Genomic DNA, 20,941 nt, shown 5'->3' on the forward strand with positions numbered 1-20,941 from the left:
ACTCTCCTTTCTAATTTGTCTGTACACCCCATGTATCGATAGCGAGTAGAACAGCCGCAAGAATTGGTTCATACATACTATCTGCTTCTTTTAACTGAACGTGTAATGCTTGTATGTTCCCCTTGTATTTACTCATAATTGGTTCACTGTCTTGCTCATTTGCATTTGCAAAAAACTCGAGTAATAGCGGTAAATAATCAGGGAGTTCTTTATCTGTTACTTCAAAACCAGATTTTTTATAATGTTGTTTTAACTCTAGTAATTCAATACCTCTTTCTCTTTGTTCACCAGTGTTCATATAAGTAAGATACATATTTGTTTTCTTACCAAAATCGAATGTATATACGTAACTATCAATGAGTTGATCATTCGTTTTATCTAGCACCTGTTTTACAAATGCTGTAAGTGATGCTTTAACGTCTTCCTGTTCAATTGCTGCAATCTCTTCTTGTAATTCAGTTACATCTTCTCTCCACCCTAGTTCCGGGTAGGAGAGAAGGAATGAAGAACAGGAAAAAGCAGTTTGTAAACTTTGTTTCATATTTTTCCGCCTCCTTTATTTAAGAAATTGTCATACAAGAGCCTGGGCCACCTGCGAATGATAAACCACAGCTTCCTTGTTCGTTATATAAATCTGCAACTTGTTCGCGGTGAGACGTTGGGATGACGAAGCGATCTTTATATTTTGCGATAGCAAGAAGACGATACATATCTTCTACATCCTGTTTCGTTAAACCAAGTTCTTTTAATACAGCTTCATTTGGTTCTTTATTAATTTGCAGTGCTCTCATATGCGTTCGCATGACAGCCATTTTTTTTAATGTAAGACGAATGTGTGATTCATCTCCTGCAGTGAGTAAGTTCGCTAAATATTGAATTGGAATACGCATATTATCGATAGCAGGGAAAATCTCTTCTGCTTGCCAGTTACTACCTTTCCCCTCCACCATATTCATAATTGGGCTAAGCGGTGGTATATACCAAACCATTGGCATTGTACGATACTCTGGATGAAGAGGTAGAGCAATTTTCCAATCGATAATCATTTTATAAATTGGCGACTGTTGTGCTGCTTTAATCCATTCTTCAGGAATGCCTTGTTTTTTCGCTTCAGCTGCTACTTCTGGATCATTTGGATCTAGGAAAACAGTAAGCTGAGATTCATATAAATCTTTTTCATTTTCAACAGAAGCCGCTTCTTTTACTTTGTCAGCGTCATATAGCATTACCCCAATATATCGAATACGTCCTACACATGTTTCTGAACAAATTGTTGGCATACCAGCTTCAATACGTGGGAAACACATTGTACATTTTTCAGCTTTATTCGTTTGCCAGTTAAAGTACACTTTTTTATATGGACAAGATGATACGCAGAATCTCCATGCACGACATGCGTTTTGATCTACAAGAACAATCCCATCTTCTTCACGTTTATACATCGCACCAGATGGACAAGATGATACGCAAGATGGATTCATACAGTGTTCGCATATGCGTGGTAAATACATCATAAAGACATTTTCAAAATCTGTTTTAATTTCTTCTTCCATTTTCTTTACGTTCGGATCTTGCAATCCTGTTATATGTCCACCAGCTAAATCATCTTCCCAGTTTGGACCCCATTCAATTTTGTCGATAAATTCGCCTGTAATTGCTGATTTCGGACGTGCAACTGGCTGATGCTTACGCTGCGGACTATTTGTTAACGTTTCATAATCATAGTTCCAAGGTTCAAAGTAATCATCGATTGTTGGTTGATCTGGATTGTGGAAAATATTCGATTGTTGGTTGATCTGGATTGTGGAAAATATTCATAAGGCGTTTCATTTTCGAACCGGATTTCAGCTGAATTTCACCATTTTTTAATTCCCAGCCGCCTTTATATTTCTCTTGATCTTCCCATTGCTTCGGATAACCAATACCAGGTTTCGTTTCTACGTTATTGAAGTACATATATTCAGCACCTGGACGGTTCGTCCAGGTGTTTTTGCATGTTACGCTACAAGTATGGCAGCCGATGCATTTATCTAGGTTCATTACCATTCCGACTTGTGCTTTAATCTTCAAGCCAATCTACCTCCTTCAATTTGCGAATTACAACGTTTAAGTCACGCTGATTCCCAGTCGGACCATAATAGTTAAATCCATAACTTAATTGACCATATCCACCAATCATATGTGTCGGTTTCACGTGAATTCGAGTTGGACTATTATGCGTTCCCCCGCGGTTACTTGTTAATTTCGTACCAGGTACGTTAATGTGGCGATCTTGTGCATGATGCATAAATGCCATTCCTCTCGGTATACGGTGCGTTACAACAGCACGCGCTACAACAACACCGTTACGGTTAAAGCACTCAATCCAATCATTATCTGCTACGCCAGCTTCTGCAGCGTCCTCTTTATTCATCCAAACAGTTGGACCACCTCTAAACAGCGTTAACATCGGTAATGAATCGAAGTACATACTATGAATCGACCACTTATTATGCGGCGTTAAATAGTTTAATGTAATTTCTTTCCCTTCTACTTCAGGTCGTGATTTACGGAACGGTTTATGTTGCAGAATTGGTTTAAATGTTGCCATCGTTTCACCAAATTCTTTCATCATGTCATGATCTAAGTAGAAAGATTGTCGACCAGTTATCGTTCTCCAAGGAATAAGACGTTCCACATTTGTTGTAAATGGTGAATAACGTCGTCCACCTTTTTCAGAACCTGTGAAGGCTGGAGAAGTGATTACTGTTTTCGGTTGTGCTGTAATTTGTTCAAAAGTGAAGCATTCTTCTTCACGTTCTTCTGCTAAATCACGTAGTTTTAAATCGGTTTGTTTTTCAAGTGCTTCCCATGCTTTTACTGCCATATGACCGTTTGTTGTAGAAGAAAGCGTTAATACCGCTTCAGCAGCATTGATTGCTTCTTTTATGTCTGGGCAACCTTGCGCAATAGAATCTGTTCGAACAACTCCTAATCGACTCTTTAGTTGCTCATATTCTTTTTCTGCAGACCAAGAAATCCCTTTTGTACCAATCGGTTGTTTCCCTGCATTCGGTCCTAGCGCAGTCATTTTGTCATAAATCGTTTTATAATCCCTTTCGACAACATGAATTTGTGGCATTGTTTTACCTGGTATTGGTTCACACTCACCTTTGCTCCAGTCTTTAATCTTGCCGAGTGGTTGCGCTAGTTCTTGCGGTGTATCGTGAAGAAGTGGTGTTGCAACAACTTCTTTCATTGGTTCAAGATCGATTTTCTTCGCTAAATCAGACACAGCTTTAGAAAGAGAAGTGAAAATATCCCAGTCAGAACGTGCTTCCCATGGTGAACCGATTGCCGGATTAAACGGATGTACAAATGGATGCATATCTGTACTGCTTAAATCGTGTTTTTCATACCAAGTTGAAGCTGGTAAGACGATATCAGAATAAAGTGCTGTTCCAGCCATGCGGAAATCTAAATTAATGAGTAAATCAAGCTTCCCTTCTGGTGCGTCCTCATGCCACTTAATTTCTTCTGGTCGTAACGAATCACTATCGTCATTCATCAATCCGTTTGTTGTACCTAATAAATGTTTTAAGAAATATTCGTGTCCTTTACCAGAACTTGAAATTAAGTTTGCACGCCATACGAATAAATTACGCGGGAAGTTGTTTTTGTTATCTGGATCTTCAATCGCAAATTTTAGTTCTTTTTCTTTTAATTTTTGTGCAACGTATTTACCGATTTCTTCTTGCGTTGTTGCACCAGCAGCAACAGCTTCTTTATATAATTCAATTCCATTTTTCTCGAATGTCGGATACGAAGGTAACCAGCCCAGTCGTGCTGCTAATACGTTGTAATCACCGTGATGTTGATAACGTGAGTTACCTTCAATTGGTGATGCTAAATGGCCAACAGGTGTATCTTCATAACGCCATTGGTCTGTTACGAAATAGAAGAAAGATGTACCGTTTTGTAATTTCGGTGGCCCTTGCCAATCTTTTGCCATTGCAATTGTTTGCCATCCTTCTGCTGGTCGCAATTTTTCTTGCCCAACATAGTGCGCCCAACCACCGCCGTTTACACCTTGCGCTCCGACGAGAAGAACAAGATTTAAAACTGCGCGATAAATCGTATCAGAATTAAACCAATGGTTAATACCAGCTCCCATAATAATCATCGAGCGGCCATTCGTATCAACAGCATTTTGTGCGAACTCACGAGCGATTTGAATAATAAGCTCTCGTTTCACTCCTGTCATTTTCTCTTGCCATGCAGGCGTAAACGGTACATCATCATTGAAATCTTTCGGCTCTTGTCCGCCAAGCCCTCGATTCACGCCGTAATTTGCTAATGTTAAGTCATATACAGTTGTAACGAACACTTCGCCTTCTTCTGTCATAACCTTTTTCACTGGAATTGTACGTTCTAATATTGCATTTCCATCATCAGAAAAGTACGGAATTTGCACCGTTTCAACAGCATCTTCCATTCCAAATAAAGAAAGACGTGGATCAATCTTTTCACCTGTTTCTTCATCTTCTAAACGTAAGTTCCATTTCTTTTCATTATCCCAACGTGACCCCATTGTGCCATGAGGTGTTGCAAAATCATTCGTATTTTCGTTCCAAAGAACAGGTTTCCATTCTCCTAACTTTGTTTCGCGTCCAATATCAGAAGCATTTAAGAAACGATCAGCAACGAATTGATCTCCTTTTTGTTTCAATGTGACAAAGAAAGGAAAATCAGTATATTGCTTCGCATACTTTGTGAAGTATTCCACTTGATTATCTACGTAAAATTCTTGTAAGATCACATGCCCCATTGCCATCGCAAGTGCACCGTCTGTACCTTGTTTCACACTAATCCAATCATCCGCAAACTTTGTTGACTCAGCGAAATCAGGACTTACTGAAACTACTTTCGTTCCTTTATATCGAACCTCCGCTAAAAAGTGTGCATCTGGTGTTCTTGTCATCGGTACATTTGAACCCCATGTCATAATGTAGCCAGAGTTATACCAGTCACTACTTTCTGGTACATCTGTTTGATCACCCCAAATTTGCGGAGAAGCTGGTGGTAAATCAGCATACCAATCATAGAAGCTAAGCATCGGCCCGCCCATAAGTTGCATAAAGCGGCTACCTGCAGCATGACTTAACATCGACATAGCTGGAATTGGTGAGAAACCAACATTTCGGTCTGGACCGTATTTTATTACTGTATAAAGTAAAGAAGCTGAAACGAGTTGTAATACTTCATCCCAATTCGCACGAACGAATCCCCCTTTACCACGTGCCTGCTTATACTTGCGTGCTTTTTCAGGGTTTTCCACAATGCTTTTCCAAGCATCTAATGGTGACTCATTATTTTGTAATTCCTCTTGCCACATACTCCAAAGAACACCACGTACATACGGATATTTCACACGAAGTGGACTATAAATGTACCAAGAAAAACTCGCTCCACGTGGACATCCTCGTGGTTCAAAGTCAGGCATATCTGGACCTGTTGTTGGATAATTAAGCTCCTGCCCTTCCCAAGTTACAATTCCATCTTTCACATAAATGTTCCAACTACATGAACCAGTACAGTTCACGCCATGTGTAGAACGAATTACTTTATCATGCTGCCAACGCTTTCTGTACACATTCTCCCATTCTCGATCTTCATATGTTTCTTGTGTATGATTATCGTTATAACGATCTATTGGTGAAAAATATTTTAAACGTCTCATTAGTGCTGAAGGTTTCTTCTTCATACTGTTCACTCCTTTAATACGTCTCTCTTACATACCCTTACTATAAGAGAGGTTGTAAAATACAGATGTGACATTTCGCACAGTTCAAGAGATTGTCAAAAATTCCGAAAAAAATATAAAAAAGTGAATATCTAATCATTGTGGAGGGATCACATCCTTCACTGACTGTTAAATTACTTCCTTGCTTCTAGAATAGTTTAAGATGAAGTACTGATAATAATGAGCGTGCAAAAAATTTCTTATATAATAGAGGAAGTAATTTGGGAGTAGTTAAATTTGATATGCCTAAATCGTTAGATGGGTTTATAAATAAAAATACAATACTTTAATTCCACCCTACCAAGGGCAACTATCCTGAAAATAGTTGAACAAAAAACGCCAGGGAATCCATATGAATTGTCAGCAAGTTGAATTGAATGAATAGAAAAATACACCCAGAATGGCAGGATTATAAGATAATAATAAAAGGAGGATATTATGATATTAGAACCGCTTTATGCAGAAAACATTATAGTAGCCGTTATATATAAAAATGAGTTTAGATGGTATGTAACAGATAAAGAACTATGGTTTTTAGATTATGATAAATTAGATCATGCATATAAAAATTTAGGTGTAAGCATTGAAGATAATGAGGAAACGGAAGAAAGAAATGGAATACAAGTATTAAATAATGAAAATGTAGAAGTATTTTTACTAAGGATTAATCAATATAAAACAACTAAAGAGGAAATAAATTATTTACTACTTGAAAATATTAAAAGGAAAAATGCAGGAGAAGATCTATTAGATTTTAGTCCAGTCTTATTAATTAACTTTGATAATAAAATACTATATTCAATGTTTCCAGAACCGGCATCATACGAAAACTATGTACCAAAAGATTGGATTGGTACATATGAAGATTTCACTGAATTCATACCTACATCAGAGAAATATTGGATAGATAAGTTTAATAATAATCTACTTTTACTATAAAGTAGGACAAGAGTGATGATAGTATAAGAACTTCTTACCTTAATAGAGCTTATGAGATTAATGGAGAAGTAAATAGAGTCCCTAAATCCAGAAATAAAGGAGTAAAATAGTCATGAAATATCCATATAGTTTTGAAGTACTTAACAGTAGAAATTTAGTTATGAGACTTCCTCAAGAAATTAAACTTGTTGAAACTTTTTTAGGAATTGAAGTTTCAGCTTTTGGAGATTGGATTCTAGAAGAAATACAAAGTGTTTTAAACGGAGAAAAAAATTATGTAGTAGTAAATGGCAACATTTGCGGTTTAGAAATTCGGAACGATACAACTACTGTGTTAGACAATTTAGCCGAAGATGGTAAAGGCGAATATTGTGAAATTGAAACCATGGACTTGGTAGAATTAATTCATATTTGGTTAGATAAACAAAAAGAATATAAGAAAGATAAAAATAAAGGATTGTAATAATTTACATAGCTGGCCTCTTAATGAAGTCGGCTTTATTTATTACTCATATAAATTTTAATCACAAGGCGTATGATATAGGCTTCCAACTTTACGCGTAGGGTTCCCTATGCTATTTATTTTGCTCATCGAAGTCACTCTTTCCTTCCCCTCCTCTATGTTTTACCGATAATACTAGTTTATATCAAGACATATTGCACATAAAACTACAAATCATTATTTACCATATTGCCCTAAGTTACGGAAACAATTATACTAGATATAATCGAGATAAATAATCTGAATATTCTCAGAATTAAAGATAAGATTTTTACTTCCCGCAAATAGAGGCGTAAATTCTATTTTCCACTAAATAGACTAGAAAACGTTAATAAAATGAGGAGGGTTACGATGCCCCAGCTTGATTCATTACATCCTATTGTAGAAAAAATAATAAACAATATTGAAAAATTAATGGTCGGAAAACGAAAAGAAACGATCTTATCCTTGACAGCTCTCTTAGCTGAAGGTCATGTACTATTAGAAGATGTTCCTGGTGTCGGGAAAACAATGTTAGTACGTGCTCTTTCTAAATCCATTGATGCTGATTACAAGCGAATTCAATTCACACCTGATTTACTGCCGTCAGATGTAACAGGTGTTTCTATTTACAATCCAAAAGAGCTCCAATTTGAGTTCAAGCCTGGACCAATCATGGGGAATTTTATACTTGCTGATGAAATTAATCGTACATCTCCCAAAACACAATCTGCCTTACTTGAAAGTATGGAAGAAGGCAATATTACAATAGATGGCATGACAAGACCGTTACCAAAACCGTTCTTTGTAATGGCTACACAAAATCCGGTCGAATATGAGGGAACATACCCTTTACCAGAAGCCCAGCTCGATCGATTCTTATTGAAACTAAAAATGGGATATCCTACACCAGAAGAAGAATTTGAAATTTTAAACCGGATGAAAAAAACAAATCCACTCTCCCATCTACAAGCTATTACTACAATAAAAGAGTTACTTTATTTACAACAAAGCGTACGAGAAGTAAGCATGGACAAAGCAATCAAGCATTACATTGTAAAGCTTGTTAGTCAGACTCGTTCTTATAGTTCTATACAGCTAGGTGCAAGTCCACGTGGCTCAATTGCTTTAATGAAAGCTTCACAAGCTTATGCATTCATCCATGGTAGAAATTATGTTATTCCAGACGATGTTAAATTTTTAGCTCCTTACGTGTTAGCTCACAGACTCATTCTAAAAATGGAAGCAAAATTTGAAGGAGTAACAGGGGAACAAGTTATTTCAAAAATCGTTGCACGAACTGCCGTGCCGACTCAAAGGACGATGAACCTTTGATGAAACGCATGCTACGAGCACTATATCATGTTACTAAGTTATCACTCATTCCTTTATGCCTAGTCTTAACCTTTGTATACGCTATGCTTCAAGGAGGATTTGTTAGTTGGTTTTTGTTTTACAGTACGATTCCTATTGGCCTTTATTCACTATTACTCCCTTTCTATGCTTTACGGAACGCCGAAGTAAAACGAATAACAAACCAAGGCGAATATGTAGCAGGAGTACCATTTGTAAGCACCATTACAATAAAAAGAAAATTTCCTTTTCCCTTACTCTATTTAATTATAGAAGATGAACTGCCATCACAATTTACAAATTGTAGACAAACGAAGGCGAATAAGGTCATACTCTTTCCAGGATTCAAACGAAATATTTCGTTTCAATATGCTATTGACACAATCCCTCGAGGAGAACACACATTTTCAAGCGTACGTGTCAAAACTGGCGATCTATTCGGTATGATAAAGAAAGATGTAACTTTTTCAGTTCCAGATACATTTTTAGTCTATCCCCAGTATGTAGATATAACGTATCGACAATTGGAAAATCATTTCGAACAAGGAGCGCTTTCAGCAAATATAAATTTAGCAAAAGACTCTACAATTTCTGTCGGTGTCAGAGAATATAAACCTGGCGACCGCTTTTCATGGATTGATTGGAAAGCAACTGCACGAACAAACAATATTATGACGAAAGAGTTTGAACAACAACGTAGCCACAATATCATGATATTTATGGACAGAACCGAGTCTCCTCTATTCGAATCAGTCGTAACGTTTACTGCCTCTATTGTGAGGGCTGTCTTGAAGCAAAATTCATCAGCCTCATTCGTGTCTGTCGGAAAAGAACGTACTTTTTTTCCTTTAGACAATGGAGATAGCCAGTTGCAGCAAATCTTTTGTCATTTAGCGAAAGTACAAGCTGACAGTGTATTCCCGCTCTCCCAGAGTGTAGAAATCGAATTAAGAAAAATTTTTGAGCCCGTAACGATTATACTCGTGACAAGCGATCTTTCTCCCGATATTCAAAAGGCAGCTGACTATGCTGCTATAAAAAATAGGAAATTAATGGTGTTTGTCGTGAAAGAAAAAGCGAATCAACTCTCACATCGAGAACTAAGTATTCTAGAAAATCTACAAAAACGAAAAATATTTGTAAATGCAGTTTATGAAAACCGGTATACAAACGTGTTTTTTGAGGTGAGCAAATGATAACATTACAGACAAAAAAACAATGGGATATGAGCAGATTCTTCATACATGTATGTGCATTTCTACTTTTACTAGAATGGCTAAGACCCCTTATAGGTATTACAAACGTAGGTAGATTAGATATTTTTATAATATTTATAGGAATTTGCTTCACACTCTCTTTTTTTCAAACAAGTTGGCAGATTCCAATAAAGATCGTCACGATTTTATTCATCATTCATTTCCTATATTATAAAAATGCTTTTATCAATCCATCTTGGCTAACAAAATTTTTTACTGATATTTCTCGAAATTCCTCCCTGTTATTTCAAGGGAATTTACTAGATATTTCTCCAGTTTTTCCAACACTTTTATTTTTTTTATCATTTTGGTTTTTGAGTGCTTTTATCTCTTTTTGGATGATTCATAAAAAACGTGGGTTGTTATTTCTTATATTGACTATTATTTATATCACAATTTTTCACGACTTACATTTATACAATGCAAACTACGCTATTATTCGTACTGTTGTCATCGGTTTTTTTATGCTTAGTCATCTCCACATAGAACGAATAAAAGAGATGGAACACTTACAAAATTATGCTAGAGAAATCTCAAAATTACTTAGACCACTTACACTATTTATTGTATTTTCAGTAACCATCGCATACTTTGCTCCAAAATTTGGACCTCAATGGCCAAACCCAATGGATTTTTTAAAACTCAACACATCCGAAGCAAGTAAAAAACAAGAAGTTTCTAAAATTGGGTATGGTTTAGATGACTCGCGATTAGGCGGTCCTTTTAAGGCGGATCCTACAATTGTTTTCACAGCACAAACGCAAAACAAACAATATTGGAGAGTCGAAACGAAAGATTTTTATACCGGAAAAGGCTGGGAAGTTTCTGAAAATCAAAAAAAGGTTTCTTTTAAAAATAAAAACGACGTCGTGAGCTGGTACGAACAAGATACAAAAACGGAGGCAACCGAGGCAACAATCACCATGCAAAAAAGTTATCCTCACCTTACCTATCCAGCAGGATTAGTATCAGTTGAGGCTTCTTCTGATGTATCATACAGCGTTGACCCATTTTCAGAAAAAATCTATACGATGCACGGAGACTCTTCTACTACTTTAAATTCATATAAAGTAACATATGAGGTCCCGGAGTTTTCCATAGAAAATTTGAAAGCTGTAAAAGCAAATGAAGGTCATGAAACAAGTCCTTATTTTATGACAAAGTACACCCAACTTCCCAAATCATTACCGCAACGAATAAAAGACTTAGCTGTTAATCTAACAAATGATAAAGACAACCGATATGATAAAGTATTAGCTATTGAAAATTACTTCACCGACCATTCTTTTGTATATGAAACAACGAATGTTTCATTCCCTGCTAAAAACCAAGATTATGTAGATCAATTCCTTTTCGATACAAAAAGCGGCTACTGTAATAATTTTTCGACGTCTATGATTGTATTACTTCGTTCTGCCGGGATTCCCGCTCGCTGGGTAAAAGGTTATACAGAAGGAACTCTTGATAATACACTTGCCTCTGCAGAAGGTGAAGATGTTTATAAAATCGCGAACGATAACGCACACTCTTGGGTCGAAGTATATTTCCCAGGATATGGATGGATTCCGTTCGAACCAACAAAAGGATTTACCAATCCCTATAATTTTACAAATAATACTCCTGCTCCTACTTTACAAAATAGCGAAGAAACTAATTCTCAAAATGCGCAAATGCACCAAAGAAATAATGAAGCAAAGCTCAAAAGTTTAATAGAAGATACAGAGGAAGCTTCTACTAAAAAGATTACAAATGCTAAAAATAGATTTTCTTGGTGGTACGTATTCCTCTCTTCGATGCTAATTAGTATTATAGGATACATTCTCTTCGCTACTAGAATGAAATGGATTACATTTTTTATCATTCTTTTCTATAAATACCGAAAAGATGATGCTGTTTATAGCAAAGCTTACGGTGCACTTTTAAAACAATTTGCGCGAATCGGTATACCACGAGGTGAAAGTCAAACATTCCGCGAATATGCACTCCACATCGATACGCTTTACAACTCAGCCGATATGCAACAACTTACTTTCAGTTATGAGAACGCTATGTATCAAAAGGGACAGGCTGCAGTAGAATGGAAAAAATCCGCACACTTATGGGAAGTGCTTATGAAAAAAGCAGCTTCTCCGCCCAAATCAAATGACTTCCATTCAGCGATTTAATCTTGATAATGTGCGTTAAAGGAAAAAGCCTCAAAGAACTACCTTGTTCTGAACTGCACCCCAATTGTTAGACACAGTCTAACAATTGGAGGTGCAGTTTTTTTATGACAAAATTTACGAAGGATTCAAGGTTAAAGCTCGTTCAAGGATTTAATCCAAAAACAATTTCTCAAGCAGAATATGCAAAACAGATGCATATTACAAAGGCGCAATTTCAATACTGGTTGCGCTTATACGAACTCCATGGAGAAGAAGGTTTACACGAGGTCTATACAAATTACACCGTAGAGTTTAAACTAAACGTACTAAATTTTATGGCTCAATCGGGTATATCGTTAATGGATACAGCGGCTATATTCATGATTCCTTCTTTTACAACGGTTTATCAATGGAAGAAGCAATTTGAATTAGGTGGCTTAGATGCCCTTGAACCAAAGAAAAAGGGGCGTCCATCCATGAAAAATAAAAACACAAAACAGGATACGAAAAAAATTCCGGCAGAAGGTTCAGTTGAAGCGTTACAAGCTGAATTAGAACGCTTACGTATGGAAAACGCGTATTTAAAAAAGTTGAATGCCTTAGTTCAAAACAAGGAAAAATCACCAAACAAGATAAGGCACAAGTAGTCTATGAATTAAGGCATGAGTTTCAAGTGAAAGAATTAGTAAAGTTAGCGGGTATCCCTCGAAGCACATATTACTTTTATGTAAAACAAATGGATAGAATCGATCCAGATGCGGATTTAAAAGTAGAAATTAAAGCGATTTATGATGAACACGAAGGTCGTTATGGATATCGTCGTATTCGTGATGAATTAGCCAACCGTAATCAAATAGTGAATCATAAAAAGGTGCAACGAATTATGAAAGAGTTAGGTTTAAAATGCCTTGTACGTATGAAAAAATATAAATCTTATAAAGGAACGGTTGGTAAAATTGCACCCCATATTTTAGAGCGTAATTTTACGGCAGATGCGCCAAATGAAAAATGGGTAACCGATATTACGGAATTTAAATTATTCGGTGAGAAACTTTATGTATCCCCTGTATTGGACTTGTATAATGGTGAAATCATTACTTATACAATTGGCTCTAGACCAACATACTCACTTGTTTCAGAAATGTTAGAGACAGCATTAGAATGTTTACCTGAAAGTCACCAACTATTGATGCATTCAGATCAAGGTTGGCATTATCAAATGAAACAGTACCGTCACGCATTACAAGAAAGAGATATCGTACAAAGTATGTCTCGTAAAGGCAACTGTTACGACAACGCAGTAATGGAGAATTTCTTTGGAATCATGAAGTCTGAATTTCTCTACATAAAAGAGTTTGAAAGTGTAGAGCATTTCGAAATAGAATTAGAAAAATATATAGATTATTATAATACCAAACGGATAAAGGCAAAATTAAAAATGAGTCCGGTACAATACCGGACTCACTTTTATCAAGCTGCCTAATGAACTAACCGTGCCTAACTTTTAGGGGTCACTTCATTCTTTGAGGCTTTTTTAATAAAGTGAAACTTCTAGTTATTCCCCAAGTACCTTCTCAATCTCAACCTCTAAATCCACCGGCTTCGTCTGCGGCGCAAAACGCCCTACTACTTTCCCATCTTTTCCAATTAAAAACTTAGTAAAATTCCATTTCACTGCTTTCATACCGAGTAAACCTGGTGCTTGTTCTGTCATGTATGTATATAGTGGATGAGCCTTGTCACCTTTCACATCAATCTTTGCAAACATCGGGAAATTTACACCGTAGTTTAACTCACAAAAACTAGTAATATCTGCTTCTGTACCTGGTTCTTGTCCTCCGAATTGGTGACAAGGAAAACCGAGTATTTCTAGTCCTTGGTCTTTATATTTATCATATACTTCTTGTAACCCTTTATATTGCGGTGTAAAACCACACTTGCTAGCTACATTTACAATAAGAAGTGCTTTTCCTTCGTAATCTTTTAACGATTTATCTTCTCCTGTTATCGTTTTAGCTGAAAAATCATAAACTGTCATTGTCCTTACCCCTCTCTTCACTATCATTCTATGTTTATACTATACTACATTCATGAATATACAGCTCTTATTACGTACTTACAGGCTGAAATGATAGCGCTTTATTTTCGTTCGAAAATTCGACACAAACTACTAGACTTTTATGTTGGAAAGTTTTACAATTGAATTGTGAACAAAATGTGACAGTTTATATTCCATTATAAAAGAAAAGGATGGTGTTCATTATGAAAACTGCACAACATGAAACGATTTCAAATCGCGAGTTTTATTTCGTACTATATATGATGTTATTGTATGTGATTGGCTGGGTAATCGATGTAAATGGTTTATTTTTAAGCTCCTACTTTAATTTAGCAGGAGAGATTATGCTTCCATTAGTTGGTGGCATTGTTGGGTTGTTCGTTATGTCTATCAATAAAGAACAAACGAAATAAATACATTACAAAAAGGCAGAAGACGAAACTTTCGTTTTCTGCCTTTTTGTATTTTTAGCGTATAATAGTTACATACCGTATATAAGGAGTGGTAAAGATGAAAAAAGTAGAGCAATTATCTTCGCACCTATATCTTATTGATGATTTTGATTTACAACATACTGAACGTACAGGTACGTATGTTTTATTAGGTGACGATATTACTTTAGTTGAAACTTGTGCAGCCCCTTCTCTTCCATATATTTTAGATGGCTTACAACAATTACATATTGATTTAAACGATGTTAAAAACATTATCGTTACACATGTTCATTTAGATCACGCCGGGGCTGCTGGTTTAATGATGGAAAAATGCCCAAATGCTACTTTATATGTGCATTCTCGCGGCGCTCGTCATATGATTGATCCAACAAAACTCATTTTAGGCGCAAAAGCTGTATACAAAGAAGATTTCGATAAACTATTTGATCCAATTCTTCCTATAGAAGAAGAACGTGTTCATATTGTACAAAATGGTGATACTTTAAAAATTTCAGAAGACCGTATCCTGACATTTTATGATACACCGGGACATGCTAAGCACCATATTAGCATTCACGATTCATTAACAAATGGCATTTTTACTGGCGATACAATAGGAATTTACTATAGAGAACTCACAGACCTTGGTGTAGAACTATATCTACCATCAACGTCCCCTTCACAATTCCAACCAGATGCGATGATTGCTTCTAAAAATCACATTCAAAGTATGAATGTAGATACTATTTATTTCGGCCATTACGGTGCATCATCCAATGTTACAGAAGTATATAACCAACTGGAACATTGGTTACCTATTTTCGTCCATACTGGTAAAGAGGTCTTTGAACAGTATAATGATTTCGATGAAGCGACTAAAGCTTTACAAACTATATTAATGGATAAGATCTCTTCTCACCTTACAAAGGTAAACGTTCCATCAGATCATTCCGTTTATAACATTTTACATCTAGATATAGAAATTAGCGCTATGGGCATTATTGATTATTTCACGAAGCAAGAAAAAGCAAACTCCACTATTAAATAACCGTAAAAGAAGAGATATACAACAGTAGTTATTGTATATCTCTTCTTTTTTTGAATATATTTTGAGTAAAGGATGGTGGAATGTAATGCAAAAAGTGATGCTATATCTCTGCTTCACCTTATTTATCGTCTTATTATTATTTGTCGGAGTGAAAATTCAATTTTATTTAGATACAGACGCGCAGGTGAACTTTAAATTTTATCCAAGGTTATTCTACTATACACTCTTCCCTCTTATAGTTGGCATTTTATTACGATTCCTTCAGTCCATTAATCGCGAAACAAATAAACAAAACTGGCGCTTTCAACCGGATAAATTTATCGCTATTACTGTGCCTACGCTATTCATTTCCTTTTCTCCAGCCCTACTCTTTTCACCAGTTGGTGAATACCTACCTTATTTAACTAATATTATTCTTGTGAATACGACTTTCGTTACCATTATTAGTTTAATAGCTGGTTACTCACTTTTAGATTGTTTGATACAAAAAGACAAGGAGAATAGTAAGGAATATAACTAAGTAATTTCCCACTTTCACTTTATTAAGCAAATCAAGATAATTCTGCCCCTGACTTGTATGCAAAAGAACCTAATGTTCAATTTTCAAGTGTCGTTGGTTATGGTGGTTTATTTATAAGCGCAATACTCCTTGTAAGATTTGCTATACATGCGGTAAGGAATTTTAAGTAATAACAAAACGAGTGTGAAATCGCATAGATTTTATACTCGTTTTTTATTGTTTATATATTCAATATGTACTAGGACATTTATGTTAAACTATAGAAAATCTTGCACTAAGTCAAAATACATTTCAATCAAGGGAGAATTATTATGTATAGATTTTTCGGATTTTCGTGTCTAATGTTTCTCGCAAGTATATGTTCTTTCTTTGTTTTAAGAGGACCTAATGCAAATTTAACTTTGATTATTGCGATTCTAGGAATACTTTCATTACTCGGTATTATTTCTGCGATAGCATCAAAAAATTGGTTATTCGGAATAGTTGGTACTGCATTAAATGGCGTAATATTAGTATTTGTATATTTCTTATTGCTAGCAAAAGGAATAGGTGGTTAATATATTTACGTTTCAATAAGAAAAGCTCACAGCTTAATCTATGAGCTTTTTTACTTATCTCACCTTTTCATCTACATACTCCATAAACTGTTCTGCTTTAATAAACCTTTCTTTATACGCTTCAGGTACTTCTTCTACTGTTATCCCACCACTCGATTTCGCTTTTACTAATACAGTTTGATATGACATTAACGCTTCCATATATTGTTCATACTCTTCCGAAGTTAATACTTCTTTACTAGATTTATGGCCATTTAATTTATCAAAATATGGCTGAAGTTCCATTTCTACCTTTTTCATTTCCTCTTTTTTAGCTGGTGATAATTGATCATAATCAATATTACCGTTCGAATCCCCGTACTCAAGTTTTGCATTTGTTAATTTCTTTAGTTCTGTTGTAAACTCTTCATATTCCTTCGCACCCATTTCATCTTTCGCTTCTGATAATTTTGCATTAAAACGCATATACGCTTCTAATGTCATAGCTCCAGCATGTTTTTTTAAGTTCTCAAAAGATCCGTATATACCATCCGCCATAATAGATTGGTAAGCAAAACCAGTCGTTGGGATTAAAAATACTGCTGCAAGCAATCCTGCAATAAGTCGCTTCTTCCTTTTGTTACCGCCGCGATTCATTTTAATCTGAACAATTACTTTTTCTTTTAACTCCGGCGGGGCAACAATCCCCTTCGCTTCTTCTTGTATAGATTCTCTAACTCTACAATCTAAGCTCATTTCACATTCCCTACCTCTCCTAAAAAGATTTCTTCTATTTGTTCTTTTTGGCGTAGTTTCTTTAATGCCGCATGAATTCTAGACTTAACTGTACCGATTGGAATATGTAATATTTGTGCTACTTCTTCTTGTGAATAATCGTGTAAGTATCTTAAGATAATAACTTGTTTCAATTTATACGGTAACTTATGAATGAGTTCGATTAATTTTTGATTTGATATTTTACTTATAACATCGTTAGAAAAATCAATTTGTACTGGTTTTCTTTGCTCTTCTGCTTTTTTTATAATTCGTAGTCGCATCCACCTCTTTCTTCTATAGGAGTGAATTTGTTTAATCGTAAGTCCAATTAGCCAAGGGCGAAATGGCTTCTCGCTATCATACTTACGAAGCGATTCATATAGCTGTATGTATATTTCTTGAACGACATCATCTACATCCGTTTTATCTTCTATTAAAAAATGTGCTGTCTTATATACTTCTTGAATCGTTTTATCATACAATTCGCTATATGCTTCTTTATTGCCTGATAAAGTTAATTGGATTAAATCTATATACACCGTTTCATCCTTCATATTCCATCCCTCCTTTGTCTTACACTTTATATTGGCAAGTAATTGATGTTTCGTTCGATTTTTTCAAACAGTTTTTTATATACATTAATATAATGATCCAATGAGTTCATAAGCTTCACTTATAAAGCCGCATAACTATTATATAATTTCCCAATTGCTAATGACGCTTTAAAATGATTTGTATAGTCAAATTTAGGAGGATATATGATGAAAGCTATCGTTGTAACGTCGTTCGGTGGTCCTGAAGTGATGCAATATACAGATGTGGATATACCGGTTATTTCAGAAGATCAAGTTTTAATTCGTGTTGTTGCTACCAGTGTAAATTTCGCCGATATTAAATCACGGTATGGAAAAAAAGGAAATAAAGCACTCCCTTTTATTCCAGGTATAGATGTCGCTGGTATTGTAGAACGTGTCGGTTCTCATGTGAAAAATATTCATCCTGGACAGCGTGTCATTGCTTTTCCTCAAAATGGATCTTACGCAGAATACGTTGTCGCAAACGAAAACCTTACTTTCGTTTTACCTGATAAAGTCGATTTTCAAACGGCAGCTGCTTGCCCGATCGTATCTTTTACAAGTTATAATTTACTCGCAAATGTTGCAAGGCTTCAACAAGGTGAATCTGTACTCATTCATGCGGCTGCTGGTGGAATTGGTACTACAGCGATTCAACTTGCTAAACTATTAGGGGCTGGAAAAGTTATCGGCACTGTCGGAAGTGAAGCAAAAAAAGAAATTGCTTTAGATGTTGGAGCTGATTATGTTATTTGCCATCAAGATGAAGATTTTGTAGAGAAAGTCAATGAACTGACAAACGGAGAAGGCGTTAATATCATTTTAGACTCTATTTCTGGAACGGTTTCGGAAAGAAGTTTAAACTGTCTTGCTTATTATGGTCGCCTCGTTCATTTCGGTAATGCTAGCGGTGAAATTGGTAATTTTGAAACGAAAGATTTACATGCAAGTTGCCGCTCTATACTCGGATTCAGCTTTGGAACCACACGAAAAAAACGTCCTGAACTGCTCCAAGAAACTGCAAATGAAGTTTTCCGTTATTTGCGTGACGGACGTTTGCAAATTAAGGCTACGAAATCTTTTCCACTTCAAGATGCAGGGAAAGCACATGAATGGGTCGAAAGTAGAAAAAGTACAGGGAAAGTAATGCTAACTGTTCAGTCCTCTTCCTGAAATGAATACTTGAAACCGAGGTGTCATTCATGGGATCACGAATTATGCATGCTATTATCGCCAACAAGATTGCCGAAAAACTATATATCCAAGATAAAACTTCTTTCATACTTGGAGGTGTAGCCCCTGATGCGGTTCATTCAGCAGAAGAAAAAGGAGCTTCACACTTTTACGCTGGCACAACGAAAAACTATACGAGAAGGATAGATTTCAATTCTTTTTTTCAAAAATATAAAGCTCATATGGATTCCCCTTTTCTCCTTGGCTATTACACTCACCTCATTGCCGATGATAATTGGCTAAGCGGCTTCTTTCTACCTTGGCTAAAAAATAGAATAGAAAATGACGAAACGATCGCACCTATGTACTATAACGATTTTAAATTGTTAAATGCAAAGTTGCTTCATCATTACGATACAGAACAGCAGCTCTTCTCTCTTCTCAACCAAGAGGCTCACATTGTGGATATTGAAGAAGTTTCTAAAGAAAATGTTTTAGAATTTCGAAAGTATCTTTTTGAAGATATGTTGTATCCCGAGCAACATTTGCATGAAGACTTACAGGTATTTACGTTTAATCAAATTGTCGGTTATATGGAAACTGCTATTGAAAAAGGTGCATTTTTTATTAAACAACTCTCTCATGAAAAATTCATTTCAAAGATTTAATCCCCCTCAATATGTTTGAGGGGGATTTTCACATCTCAATATTATTATCGGTTCTTTTCCATAACCGCAAAATAATTCCCTTCACTATCAGCAAAGTTAAACACTTTACCAGAAGGCATAGTTACCATTTCGCCAACAGTAACATTTTTATTTTTTAAATCTGTATATAATTGATCCAGATTTTCTGAGAAGAACATTAAAGACGGTGTACCAAGATTCAATTCTGGGCTCATTTTAGAAATCACTTCTTTATTATGTAATATAATGCTCGTTTCTGCACCGCTTTTCGGAGCGATTTCAATCCATCTCATTCCTTGCTTGTTATCTTCTTCTGCTACTACATGAAACCCTACTTTTTCTGTCCAAAAATTGACCGCCTCATCTTGATTGTTTACATATAACATAATTTGTCCGACTTTATGAATCATTGTTTTTCCCCCTAATGGTTTTAATATTCTATGTAGGTTTCTACAGGTACTATTGTTAATCCTTTTTCATTCAGTTGAATACTTATAAATCGCTAGTCATAAAAAGTTGTCTTTTTGCTTAGGGGAACTTAATAGCTTTTGCTTAGTAGCAATAATGTGGTTGTATCTCATCGATATCAAGCTACGGTTATGAAGTACCCCCTAAACAAATTTTTTATCTCTTTACAATTATTTATAATCATTCAGCTCATTTTTGTCGTTTTGGAGAACAAATAATTTTTTAATATAGATTTTCAATTGTATTGCCATCCTTCGGTTCAGCTTCACGAATCATATAACTATCTACCTTTTGCATTTAATAAATCATGGTAAAGTTAAAGGTAGATTATGGCTATAACTCTATATAAGCTTTTTCCCCACCTGGAATCTTAAATTTATTTACATCATATTCTTTAATTATATATTTCTTTATCGCTTCAAAATCTTTCCCAAAAGCAAGAATTGGATTTTTTGAGAAATATATTATTTCTTCCTCGTCATAAATTCGGGCTTTAATTACTTCTTTGTCAGAGTGAAACGATACATTGACTCCTTTGTAAAAATATTCATAGTATCCCTCTTCATCCTGTTCACTCTTATCTTCAAAAGGAACTGATTCAATATGATATATAGCTCCATTTACATTTATAGATTTCATACAACACTACTCCTTTTCAAGAATATCCATCAGAATGTAAAGTAATAATAAAGTTGTTTAAATGTTGTTCA

At 35.5% G+C, this 20,941-nt stretch carries 19 protein-coding genes and 1 pseudogene; 12 read left to right on the top strand and 8 right to left on the bottom strand.

Going from position 1 to position 20,941, the window contains the following annotated elements; translation table 11 throughout:
• Nucleotides 1-10: 10 nt before the first annotated feature.
• The 3 genes and pseudogenes from narJ to QCI44_RS17580 all read right to left on the bottom strand — a co-directional run bounded on the left by narJ (nt 11) and on the right by QCI44_RS17580 (nt 5,743).
• Nucleotides 11-541, bottom strand: a complete 531-nt coding sequence (gene narJ, locus QCI44_RS17570) for a nitrate reductase molybdenum cofactor assembly chaperone (RefSeq protein ID WP_016088125.1) — start codon at nt 539-541, stop codon at nt 11-13.
• Nucleotides 542-560: 19 nt separating this feature from the next.
• Nucleotides 561-2,070 (bottom strand): annotated as a pseudogene (gene narH / locus QCI44_RS17575) (nitrate reductase subunit beta).
• The gene (locus tag QCI44_RS17580; RefSeq protein ID WP_098885174.1) at nt 2,060-5,743 is read right to left on the bottom strand and encodes a nitrate reductase subunit alpha; all 3,684 of its coding nucleotides are present in this window, start codon (nt 5,741-5,743) and stop codon (nt 2,060-2,062) included. Before QCI44_RS17580 ends, narH begins: the two are co-directional and overlap by 11 nt.
• 477 nt (nt 5,744-6,220) lie before the next feature.
• On the opposite strand from QCI44_RS17580, the gene QCI44_RS17585 reads away from it, so the two are divergent.
• From QCI44_RS17585 to QCI44_RS17610, 6 genes are all read left to right on the top strand, one after another.
• Nucleotides 6,221-6,721, top strand: a complete 501-nt coding sequence (locus tag QCI44_RS17585) for a hypothetical protein (protein ID WP_088084275.1) — start codon at nt 6,221-6,223, stop codon at nt 6,719-6,721.
• A 112-nt stretch (nt 6,722-6,833) separates the two neighbouring features.
• The gene (locus QCI44_RS17590; protein WP_016134276.1) at nt 6,834-7,184 is read left to right on the top strand and encodes a hypothetical protein; all 351 of its coding nucleotides are present in this window, start codon (nt 6,834-6,836) and stop codon (nt 7,182-7,184) included.
• A gap of 390 nt (nt 7,185-7,574) precedes the next feature.
• Entirely contained in the window at nt 7,575-8,537 is a 963-nt protein-coding gene (locus QCI44_RS17595; RefSeq protein ID WP_353811356.1) for an AAA family ATPase, read from the top strand.
• Nucleotides 8,537-9,751 (top strand): DUF58 domain-containing protein, encoded by a 1,215-nt coding sequence (locus tag QCI44_RS17600; protein WP_016088130.1) that lies wholly within the window; start codon nt 8,537-8,539, stop codon nt 9,749-9,751. The genes QCI44_RS17595 and QCI44_RS17600 overlap by 1 nt, the downstream gene beginning before the upstream one ends.
• A complete protein-coding gene (locus QCI44_RS17605) occupies nt 9,748-11,976 on the top strand; it encodes a transglutaminase TgpA family protein (protein WP_353811357.1) in 2,229 nt (742 codons plus the stop codon). The genes QCI44_RS17600 and QCI44_RS17605 overlap by 4 nt, the downstream gene beginning before the upstream one ends.
• Before the next feature lie 104 nt (nt 11,977-12,080).
• Nucleotides 12,081-13,438, top strand: a protein-coding gene (locus tag QCI44_RS17610; RefSeq protein WP_154214472.1) for an IS3 family transposase whose coding sequence is annotated in 2 segments (ribosomal slippage) — nt 12,081-12,537 and nt 12,537-13,438 — 1,359 coding nt in all. Because the reading frame shifts where the segments join, the coding sequence is not laid out codon by codon here.
• Nucleotides 13,439-13,510: 72 nt separating this feature from the next.
• Here QCI44_RS17610 and bsaA read toward each other — a convergent pair.
• On the bottom strand, nt 13,511-13,993 hold the full coding sequence (gene bsaA / locus QCI44_RS17615) for a glutathione peroxidase (protein ID WP_353811358.1): 483 nt from the start codon (nt 13,991-13,993) through the stop codon (nt 13,511-13,513).
• A gap of 224 nt (nt 13,994-14,217) precedes the next feature.
• On the opposite strand from bsaA, the gene QCI44_RS17620 reads away from it, so the two are divergent.
• From QCI44_RS17620 to QCI44_RS17635, 4 genes are all read left to right on the top strand, one after another.
• Nucleotides 14,218-14,427, top strand: coding sequence for a DUF3925 family protein (locus tag QCI44_RS17620; RefSeq protein WP_002085972.1), 210 nt, complete (start codon nt 14,218-14,220; stop codon nt 14,425-14,427).
• Nucleotides 14,428-14,524: 97 nt separating this feature from the next.
• The gene (locus tag QCI44_RS17625) at nt 14,525-15,496 is read left to right on the top strand and encodes an MBL fold metallo-hydrolase (protein ID WP_098486820.1); all 972 of its coding nucleotides are present in this window, start codon (nt 14,525-14,527) and stop codon (nt 15,494-15,496) included.
• Nucleotides 15,497-15,581: 85 nt separating this feature from the next.
• Nucleotides 15,582-16,016, top strand: a complete 435-nt coding sequence (locus QCI44_RS17630) for a hypothetical protein (protein ID WP_016136659.1) — start codon at nt 15,582-15,584, stop codon at nt 16,014-16,016.
• Between the two features lie 311 nt (nt 16,017-16,327).
• A complete protein-coding gene (locus QCI44_RS17635; RefSeq protein ID WP_016088134.1) occupies nt 16,328-16,573 on the top strand; it encodes a hypothetical protein in 246 nt (81 codons plus the stop codon).
• 54 nt (nt 16,574-16,627) lie between these two features.
• Here QCI44_RS17635 and QCI44_RS17640 read toward each other — a convergent pair whose 3' ends face one another.
• Together QCI44_RS17640 and QCI44_RS17645 are read right to left on the bottom strand one after the other, a co-directional pair.
• The gene (locus QCI44_RS17640; protein WP_088084278.1) at nt 16,628-17,308 is read right to left on the bottom strand and encodes a DUF3600 domain-containing protein; all 681 of its coding nucleotides are present in this window, start codon (nt 17,306-17,308) and stop codon (nt 16,628-16,630) included.
• Nucleotides 17,305-17,883: a sigma-70 family RNA polymerase sigma factor gene (locus QCI44_RS17645; protein ID WP_016088136.1), complete on the bottom strand. Its 579-nt coding sequence runs from the start codon at nt 17,881-17,883 to the stop codon at nt 17,305-17,307. Before QCI44_RS17645 ends, QCI44_RS17640 begins: the two co-directional genes overlap by 4 nt.
• Before the next feature lie 207 nt (nt 17,884-18,090).
• On the opposite strand from QCI44_RS17645, the gene QCI44_RS17650 reads away from it, so the two are divergent.
• Together QCI44_RS17650 and QCI44_RS17655 are read left to right on the top strand one after the other, a co-directional pair.
• Nucleotides 18,091-19,077: a quinone oxidoreductase family protein gene (locus QCI44_RS17650; RefSeq protein ID WP_088084279.1), complete on the top strand. Its 987-nt coding sequence runs from the start codon at nt 18,091-18,093 to the stop codon at nt 19,075-19,077.
• Between the two features lie 29 nt (nt 19,078-19,106).
• The gene (locus tag QCI44_RS17655) at nt 19,107-19,745 is read left to right on the top strand and encodes a zinc dependent phospholipase C family protein (protein ID WP_016088138.1); all 639 of its coding nucleotides are present in this window, start codon (nt 19,107-19,109) and stop codon (nt 19,743-19,745) included.
• 44 nt (nt 19,746-19,789) lie between these two features.
• Here the strand turns inward: QCI44_RS17655 and QCI44_RS17660 are convergent, their stop codons facing one another.
• Nucleotides 19,790-20,173, bottom strand: coding sequence for a VOC family protein (locus QCI44_RS17660; protein ID WP_016134272.1), 384 nt, complete (start codon nt 20,171-20,173; stop codon nt 19,790-19,792).
• Nucleotides 20,174-20,564: 391 nt separating this feature from the next.
• Nucleotides 20,565-20,870, bottom strand: a complete 306-nt coding sequence (locus tag QCI44_RS17665) for a hypothetical protein (protein WP_016136653.1) — start codon at nt 20,868-20,870, stop codon at nt 20,565-20,567.
• Nucleotides 20,871-20,941 lie beyond the last annotated feature (71 nt).

The sequence above is a fragment of the Bacillus cereus group sp. RP37 genome, assembly GCF_040459695.1.
GTDB lineage: Bacteria > Bacillota > Bacilli > Bacillales > Bacillaceae_G > Bacillus_A.

What these genes read in the sequence shown, in the direction of transcription:
- narJ (WP_016088125.1), bottom strand. Translation starts at nt 541, where the DNA reads ATGAAACAAAGTTTACAAACTGCTTTTTCCTGTTCTTCATTCCTTCTC.
- QCI44_RS17580 (WP_098885174.1), bottom strand. Translation starts at nt 5,743, where the DNA reads ATGAAGAAGAAACCTTCAGCACTAATGAGACGTTTAAAATATTTTTCA.
- QCI44_RS17585 (WP_088084275.1), top strand. Translation starts at nt 6,221, where the DNA reads ATGATATTAGAACCGCTTTATGCAGAAAACATTATAGTAGCCGTTATA.
- QCI44_RS17590 (WP_016134276.1), top strand. Translation starts at nt 6,834, where the DNA reads ATGAAATATCCATATAGTTTTGAAGTACTTAACAGTAGAAATTTAGTT.
- QCI44_RS17595 (WP_353811356.1), top strand. Translation starts at nt 7,575, where the DNA reads ATGCCCCAGCTTGATTCATTACATCCTATTGTAGAAAAAATAATAAAC.
- QCI44_RS17600 (WP_016088130.1), top strand. Translation starts at nt 8,537, where the DNA reads ATGAAACGCATGCTACGAGCACTATATCATGTTACTAAGTTATCACTC.
- QCI44_RS17605 (WP_353811357.1), top strand. Translation starts at nt 9,748, where the DNA reads ATGATAACATTACAGACAAAAAAACAATGGGATATGAGCAGATTCTTC.
- bsaA (WP_353811358.1), bottom strand. Translation starts at nt 13,993, where the DNA reads ATGACAGTTTATGATTTTTCAGCTAAAACGATAACAGGAGAAGATAAA.
- QCI44_RS17620 (WP_002085972.1), top strand. Translation starts at nt 14,218, where the DNA reads ATGAAAACTGCACAACATGAAACGATTTCAAATCGCGAGTTTTATTTC.
- QCI44_RS17625 (WP_098486820.1), top strand. Translation starts at nt 14,525, where the DNA reads ATGAAAAAAGTAGAGCAATTATCTTCGCACCTATATCTTATTGATGAT.
- QCI44_RS17630 (WP_016136659.1), top strand. Translation starts at nt 15,582, where the DNA reads ATGCAAAAAGTGATGCTATATCTCTGCTTCACCTTATTTATCGTCTTA.
- QCI44_RS17635 (WP_016088134.1), top strand. Translation starts at nt 16,328, where the DNA reads ATGTATAGATTTTTCGGATTTTCGTGTCTAATGTTTCTCGCAAGTATA.
- QCI44_RS17640 (WP_088084278.1), bottom strand. Translation starts at nt 17,308, where the DNA reads ATGAGCTTAGATTGTAGAGTTAGAGAATCTATACAAGAAGAAGCGAAG.
- QCI44_RS17645 (WP_016088136.1), bottom strand. Translation starts at nt 17,883, where the DNA reads ATGAAGGATGAAACGGTGTATATAGATTTAATCCAATTAACTTTATCA.
- QCI44_RS17650 (WP_088084279.1), top strand. Translation starts at nt 18,091, where the DNA reads ATGAAAGCTATCGTTGTAACGTCGTTCGGTGGTCCTGAAGTGATGCAA.
- QCI44_RS17655 (WP_016088138.1), top strand. Translation starts at nt 19,107, where the DNA reads ATGGGATCACGAATTATGCATGCTATTATCGCCAACAAGATTGCCGAA.
- QCI44_RS17660 (WP_016134272.1), bottom strand. Translation starts at nt 20,173, where the DNA reads ATGATTCATAAAGTCGGACAAATTATGTTATATGTAAACAATCAAGAT.
- QCI44_RS17665 (WP_016136653.1), bottom strand. Translation starts at nt 20,870, where the DNA reads ATGAAATCTATAAATGTAAATGGAGCTATATATCATATTGAATCAGTT.